The 6,628-nt window shown below is 66.4% G+C and carries 8 protein-coding genes and 2 pseudogenes; 6 read left to right on the top strand and 4 right to left on the bottom strand.

What is annotated here, in order from left to right:
• Positions 1–474: 474 nt before the first annotated feature.
• Both RB628_RS38870 and RB628_RS38875 read right to left on the bottom strand, forming a co-directional pair.
• A complete protein-coding gene (locus tag RB628_RS38870) occupies positions 475–765 on the bottom strand; it encodes a hypothetical protein (RefSeq protein WP_318325371.1) in 291 nt (96 codons plus the stop codon).
• Positions 762–1,004, bottom strand: a pseudogene (locus RB628_RS38875) (HNH endonuclease); the annotation flags it as partial. The pseudogene RB628_RS38875 and the gene RB628_RS38870, both read right to left, overlap by 4 nt.
• 462 nt (positions 1,005–1,466) lie before the next feature.
• On the opposite strand from RB628_RS38875, the gene RB628_RS38880 reads away from it, so the two are divergent.
• Both RB628_RS38880 and RB628_RS38885 read left to right on the top strand, forming a co-directional pair.
• Complete coding sequence (locus RB628_RS38880; RefSeq protein WP_318325372.1) at positions 1,467–2,921, top strand: DUF4157 domain-containing protein; 1,455 nt, start codon at positions 1,467–1,469, stop codon at positions 2,919–2,921.
• A 174-nt stretch (positions 2,922–3,095) separates the two neighbouring features.
• Positions 3,096–3,266, top strand: a pseudogene (locus RB628_RS38885) (ISAs1 family transposase); the annotation flags it as partial.
• Positions 3,267–3,438: 172 nt separating this feature from the next.
• On the opposite strand, the gene RB628_RS38890 reads toward RB628_RS38885, so the two are convergent.
• Both RB628_RS38890 and RB628_RS38895 read right to left on the bottom strand, forming a co-directional pair.
• Positions 3,439–3,768, bottom strand: coding sequence for a hypothetical protein (locus RB628_RS38890; protein ID WP_318325373.1), 330 nt, complete (start codon positions 3,766–3,768; stop codon positions 3,439–3,441).
• A gap of 419 nt (positions 3,769–4,187) precedes the next feature.
• Positions 4,188–4,328: a hypothetical protein gene (locus RB628_RS38895; RefSeq protein ID WP_318325374.1), complete on the bottom strand. Its 141-nt coding sequence runs from the start codon at positions 4,326–4,328 to the stop codon at positions 4,188–4,190.
• Positions 4,329–4,444: 116 nt separating this feature from the next.
• On the opposite strand from RB628_RS38895, the gene RB628_RS38900 reads away from it, so the two are divergent.
• The 4 genes from RB628_RS38900 (at position 4,445) to RB628_RS38915 (ending at position 6,580) form a co-directional block, all read left to right on the top strand.
• Entirely contained in the window at positions 4,445–4,717 is a 273-nt protein-coding gene (locus RB628_RS38900; RefSeq protein ID WP_318325375.1) for a hypothetical protein, read from the top strand.
• A gap of 88 nt (positions 4,718–4,805) precedes the next feature.
• Entirely contained in the window at positions 4,806–5,015 is a 210-nt protein-coding gene (locus RB628_RS38905) for a UTRA domain-containing protein (RefSeq protein WP_318325376.1), read from the top strand.
• Between the two features lie 392 nt (positions 5,016–5,407).
• Positions 5,408–5,977, top strand: a complete 570-nt coding sequence (locus RB628_RS38910; RefSeq protein ID WP_318325377.1) for a hypothetical protein — start codon at positions 5,408–5,410, stop codon at positions 5,975–5,977.
• Positions 5,978–6,112: 135 nt separating this feature from the next.
• Entirely contained in the window at positions 6,113–6,580 is a 468-nt protein-coding gene (locus tag RB628_RS38915; RefSeq protein WP_318325378.1) for a DUF6082 family protein, read from the top strand.
• Positions 6,581–6,628 lie beyond the last annotated feature (48 nt).

A 6,628-nucleotide genomic window follows, 5' to 3' on the forward strand; every position in this document is an offset into this window, starting at 1 on the left:
TCCGCCCGCGCACAACCACACCTTGATCGGCTACACCACTCGGCGGGACACCATCTGACGGAGAGGCACCCGGCCGGGCCTGCAGCATGCGAACGGCCCGCCGTCTCGGGGGAAAACGGCGGGCCGCACTGACCGCCGCGGTGCCACACCCCAGAGCGCGTCGCACGACGGAACAGGGAAATCACGGCCGCCCGGGTTCTTACGCCGGGCAACGCCTGGGGCCCGTCCGCTGTTTGCGGACGGGCCCCAGGTATCGAGCGCCGGGCAGGCCTTGCACCTGCATTTCCCCGCAGGAAGCGGGGCGTCTTTCCTTGGACCACCAACGCGCAACCAGTCGCCCCGAGTTGGGGCGACCAGCTCAAGATCAAGTTTAGCGCATGCGGCCGGCTCTCCGCCCGCAGGAATGCCTCGAGCCGGCCCGCTGTCGCCGGACCCGAGTCCCACGGAACGGGAAGAACCCCACATGCCACAGGATCAGCGCAGGGCTTCGGCACCGCCACCGTGGCGGACCCGTTCCAGGATCTCCTCGTGGAGGGCGGCCAGGCCCTGCGCCGGCGCCGGCGCAGGGAGGGGGCTGCCGGTGAGGGTGTACCACTCGTCCGCGTCCGTGTACTGGACGGCGATGTGGGCGCATCCGTCGGCAAGGAGACGGGTGGCGATGGTGAGGTCGCCGGTGATGACACCGACCTCGTCCGTCATCGCACCGCCGGGACCGGCCTTCACCGTGCTGACGATCTGCTCCGGCTGCGGGGGCTGTGCGTTCATGAAGGGCAGGTACCCAGCATGTCGGTGATCGTGCTCTTCTCGTTCCCGGTCACCGACAGTCCGTAGGTGGACTTCACCGACACCCAGGCGCGGGCGTAGATGCACCAGTACGTCTTCGACGGCGGCTGCCACTCGTCCGGACCCTGGTCGCCCTTCGACCGGTTCGACGCGGCGGAGACAGCCAGCAGCTGCGAGTGCGTCAGATCGTTCGCGAACGCCTTCCGCTTCTCCTGCGTCCACGATTTTGTGCGCGTAGGTGCGCGTTCGGAAGGAGCGACCCGCCGTGCCGTGCCCTGTTATGGGTCATGAGGCGCTTGTGGCAGTGGTGTGACAGCTGCAACCGCAGCGGGGCATCAGCAGGATGAACCGTTCCGGCGAGACGCAACGACAGTCGCCGGGTCAGACGGCCGGGAGACGGCGCCCCGGTACAGTCCACGGCGGACCGGTCGAGAACCGTCGCGGGTCGGGAAGAGACACGCGTGTCGCAAGACCGCGCGTTCCGCGACAGAGCGCGGCCGGGACGAGAAGCATGTCGATGAACTGGGCCAGGCCGTACCCCGCGGGAGTCGGCGATGAACGGCTGCTCACCCGCTGAGCCGGCCCGCCGCCGACGTCCTGCGGGTGCGCGACCGCGGCTTCCTCCTTACGACTCAACGACACGACTTACGACGCCACGCCCCTCCAGCGAAAGGACGTTGTGGATGTCGCAGACCCGGCGTGCGAGCGCCTCTGCTGCCCAGACCTCGGCCACGGCGGTGGCGTCAGCACCGTCCGCGCCGGCCCGACGGTCGGCCGGTCCACGAGGAGCCCTGCTGGCCCTGCACCGCCGATACGGCAACCGGTGGGTGCAGTCGGTCATTCAGGCGAAGTCGAACGTCGGCCCGGCCGACGACCCCCACCAGCAGGACGCCGAGCGCATCTCCCGGCTTGCGATGGCGGGCCCGGTGGCCCCCCGCGCGCTCGGCAATCGCGCGCTCGGTCGGCTACTGGAGGGTGCCCGTGCGCGACCCGACACCGGCGGCCGCACGACCAGCGGCGGCAGGCCCGTGCCGGAGGGAATTCGATCCTCCATGGAGCAGACGCTCGGCCGGGACCTGTCGAGCGTCCGTGTTCACGAGGACGAACGCGCCCTCGCCATGAACGCGCTGGCGTTCACGCAGGGCAACCATATCCACTTCGCGCCGGGCCGCTATCAACCGTGGAACCGGCAGGGCCAGGACGCCTTGCGCCACGAACTTGTCCACGTCGATCAGCAAGCCGAGGGCCGTGTCCCCGCCACCAGGCGGTTGCGCGGCGCGCGGCTCAACGATGATCCCCGGCTCGAGCGGGAGGCCGATGACCGAGGTCGCACGTCACGTCGCGTGACGTGCGAGGGCGAGGCCGCTCGGAAAGACCTCGCGCCGCTCCCCGCGTCAACCGCCAGTGCCGCGCCCATTCAGCGTCTTTCGCTGAGCGATTGCGAAACGGTTGCCAATGACGTGTATGACGCGCTCAATGTCCCACCTCTCCTTTCCTGGGTCTTCGATGGCAGCTATGCCATCGCCATCCGATCGGGCTACGCCCAGGCTCCCGGTAACGCCCAGCAGCCCCAAAACAACGTCCCCGTACGCCTTCCCAAGGACATCGATCTACTGTTTAGCGATGGGAAAGATCTACTAACTGGAGTCAATCGCCTGTCGGACAGCGGTAATTTCGAGACCAAGGACGGTTCAACTTCGCAAGGAGATTCGGACGGAGGCCCAGAGAAACAAATGATGCATCACACCACGAAAGACATCGACATCGACATGGCGACCATAAAAAAAAGTGAATTCGCACCCACGAGGAAGGTGCGTGGGAAATTCGGTAGAACCGTAAAGGTCAGCAATTTCCCCGAGCGTGAAACTGTAGCGCCAGTGAAAATGCTCTTGGCGGGCGCGTTGTCCCGCATGGATGAATCCGGGAAAAGAGATATCTCACTCGTCGTCGACATGATTGAAAAAAATAATCTATCGAAGGACTTCATCAGCGAAGTCTTGCCCTATGTCAGGGAGGACAGCATGGTCGGCAGAGACATAGTGAAAAAGCGCTGGAATCGTTTCTTTGACGGATCCCGCATACGTAGCCGACAGGAGATGACGAGTGAAAGCACGAAGAACGGTCTGGGCGCACTTTAGTAAACGTAGCGTCGGTCCTGGATCACCGACTGGAACAACAACCCCCAGGGCCCCGGCGAGTGCCGGAATCACCCCGGTCTGGGTGAGCTGATCGTGCTGGAGGGTCCCGGAAGCAGGTGAACACGGCACCTGGGGATCATTGGAGTCCTACGCTGCAAGATCCATGAAGGTGCCGTGTTCGTTCCTCCATCATCCGCTGTCGCTGTCCCCGTGCGTTATGCGCCCTGTCTGGAAGCCCTCGGCGAGGGTGCCGCCAAGGAGCAAGTCCGCTGTCTGGTAGCCGAGTTCGAGTCGGTCACTGATCCGCGAGGGGCTTGCGGGGTACGGTACCGGCTCACAGTTCTCCGGCGTGTGGCCGAGCAGCACACCTCGTTGCGGGTCGGGCTTCTCATACGACCGGAGACCGTGGCCGCTCGATGTCGATCGTCGGATCGCCTTCGATCGTGCATGGCAGGTTGGGCGGCCAAAAGGCGGACCCCCGGCGCACGGCCGGGGGTCCGGGGTGCGAGGTGTGGGGCTACCAGGAGCTCGGGGCGTACTTCTTGATCAGGCCCATCAGCCAGTCGGGGACGTCGACGCCGGGGGTGGTGCTCCACAGGCTGATGCTGGCGGAGTCCATGTCGACGACCTTGTTGGCCAGGGCGCGGTAGCCGCTGACGTTAGCGTGCCAGGTGTAGTCCGCGGCGCCGGTCTCGCGGCGGTAGGTGAGCCACATGCCGTACGGGGCGATCGTCGTGCGGAAGTCGTCGCTCAGGTGCGGCGTGTCCGCGAGGTTCAGGATCTCGATGTGCTGCTGGGCGAGCGGTTCGCCGGTCATCACCGTGGTGATCTCGGGGGTCTTCTGCACGGTCTCTCTCCACTTCGGGGGGGGAAGTACCTGGCGGGATGCAGGGCCCGGCCCCGACGGGCCGGGCGGGGCGGGTCAGGCGAGAAGAAGGTCGTCGTCGCTGAACGGGCGGGTGAAGCCGTCCTCGGGGTGGGTGCCGACGTGGCCGTCACCGCCCCACTCGTTGAGGTTGTGGGTGCCGCTCACTGGTTGTCGGGGGCGAGCGGGTTGAGGAACGGCACCTGCGGGCGGGCGAAGGTGCCACCGGCATCCTTGAGGGCCTGGACGTACTCGCCGACCGCATCGGCGAACAGCTCGCCGGCGCGCTCCTCCTCGACCTCGGTGAGGACGGCGGTGCCGGGCCCGGAGCAGGCCTCGTCGCGGGCGTTGCGGATGGTGGCGCAGGACGACCAGCCGCAGCCGATCTCAACCGTGGCCCCTCAGTCGGCGCAGGTGCCCTCGTAGACGAGGGCGTGATCCGTCGACGGGCGCGGGAGTCGCTTCCAGGTGAGGGTGTGGCCGTTCGCGCCGGCCACCTCGTTCATGTGCTGCTTGCCGAGGGTCCACCACCGCTGCGCCATGACTGCCTCCTCTGATTTGCCATGGTTCCTGCTGGAATCCTCAAATTTCTAGGGTCTCCTAGAAATTCGTCAAGGGTACCCTAGAAAAGAATCTTGAAGTCCCCTACAGTCGGGACATGACCACGCAACCGGCAGACCTCATCAACAGCGAGGCGTTCGACCAGGCCCTCGCCGACATCGCGGCCATCAAGGACCCCGTGGCCAGGGACAAGGCCGCCCGCGCCCTGCAGACAGCCCTGACCGAGGCCGTCGCCGAGCCCCTCACCCGGACCAAGGCCGTCCGGCAGAAGGCCGTGCTCGAACTCCGCCAGACCCTCACCCTGGCCAAGGCCGCTGAGCAACTCGGACTGTCCACCGGCCGCGTCGACCAGCTCGCGAAGGGCAGGTAGGCCGTGGCAGAGCAAGACGAGATGGACTGGCTGCCTCCGAACGCCACCCCGGAGCTGCCTCCGAACGCGCCCCCCGGGCACAGTGCGGGTGGCCACCGGATCCGTCGCCCGGTTCGTGAACGCCCAGGAGGCGGAAGACTTCGGCATCTCCACCGAGCGGCCCTGCCTGGTGATCGAGCAGGTCTTCTACGACGCCGACGACGACGTCCTGCAGCACACGGTGACCGTCAACTACAGCGGCCACCCCCACGCGATCCGGTACCAGCCCACACCCGAGGACCTCGCACAGCGCGAGTAGCCGACCCCGGCGCCGGTCGGCCCCCCGCCAGTCAGGGGCGAGCCGGGCCAACCGCCCGGCGCGTCACGCGATGTGCCGGGCGAGCCGGTACAGATAGTCGTCCCACTCTGCATCGGTCATGCGTACCAGCGTGTTCCTGCGGTCCGTCGACAGACGCAGCCACACCTCCTGGTCGTCCTCGAGGAAGGCTCTGGGAGATCTCGCGACGGGACCGAGGGCTCGTCACGGCCCTGGCGTTCGTCGCGGTGGTGTCGGTGTAGTTCTCGAGGGCGGCACACCGGCTCCACTGCAAGCCCGACACCGAGGTTCAGATCTTGGCCGGATCCGAGGTCGTTCTCTGACGTACGACGTGGGTCTGGCCGGGTCCGTCGTCCTCGACTGATGATGAAGGTATGTCACCTGAACTGCTCACCGGGTTAATCGGTCTTCTCGGCGCATCCCTGGGAGCCGCCGGCGCGGTCTGGGCAGGGTCGGTGACAGCCAAGTCACAGCGCCAGCAGACGCGCGATCAGCTCGACGCGACGCACCTGCGATGGAAACTGGACAACAAGCGTGACGTCTACCTGCAGCTCCTCAAGTGCGCCTCCATGTGGCAGTCGGCTTCCTGGGAGCTCCACAACGCCCTTTCCCTGGGCACCGACGGAGACGAGCAAGCCGAGACCCGTCGTCGGAAAGTCGGGCGGTGGCAGGAGTTCGCGGCGATGGAGACCGCCTCGAAGGTGTTCACCACGGATACCGCGGTTCAAGCGGCAGCGGACCGGCTACAGGGAACTCTCCTCGCCCTCGACCGGGTCACCGAGGATCATTACCACGGGCGGGAACGAAGCGAGCCGGACAGCTGGGAGGAAGCGTTCCGGACTCGAAGCCAGGCATGCTTGGCAGCAACCGCCACCCTGGCCTGCGAGATCGAGACCGCCTTGAGCCTGGCCACGATGCCTCCGTCCGCGATGCCCGGTTCCTGAGCTTGACGCTCGGGCATTCCCGTTGTCAACGGCCCTTGAGCGAGCACGGGTTGGGTAGTACGACTGGAGCGCCGTGGCATGGAGAGCTGATGGGCGCTCGGGATGGGGGAGGACGCGGTGCGAGCGAGGATGTCCGTGGGCAGGATTGTGTGGATAGCCGCGGCGGTTGCGGTGGCGCTCGGAATCGTGCTGATGACTCCGTTCCTCCTTATGGCGGTGGGGCCGAAGGACGCGGACTGGGCCAAGCTGAGCCAGATCAGCCAGGCGTACGGAGCTCTGTCGGTCATTTTGTCCGCGGGCGCTCTGGCCGGAGTTGCGGCCTCGTTGGCTTACCAGTCCCGCCAGACTCGCATCGCCACCGAAGAGACGACCTGGACCGCGCACCGGGAACTGCTCCTGTTGTCGCTGGCGAAGCCGGAATTCCTGACTTGCTGGGAGCCTCCGTCCGTTCCGGTGACGTTGGACGAGTGGCGGCGCATCGTGTACACCAACCTCATCCTCCAGGACTGGGAAAAGACGTACACGTTCGGCCTGATGACCGACGCCCAGCTGGCCAGGACGTTCGAGTTGCATTTCCAGGGGCAGACCGCGCGGGACCACTGAGTGGTGTGCATCGTGAAGTCGCAGGTCACGGGTCTGGTGTGAATGGTG

This window comes from Streptomyces sp. ADMS (assembly GCF_033441795.1).
GTDB lineage: Bacteria > Actinomycetota > Actinomycetes > Streptomycetales > Streptomycetaceae > Streptomyces.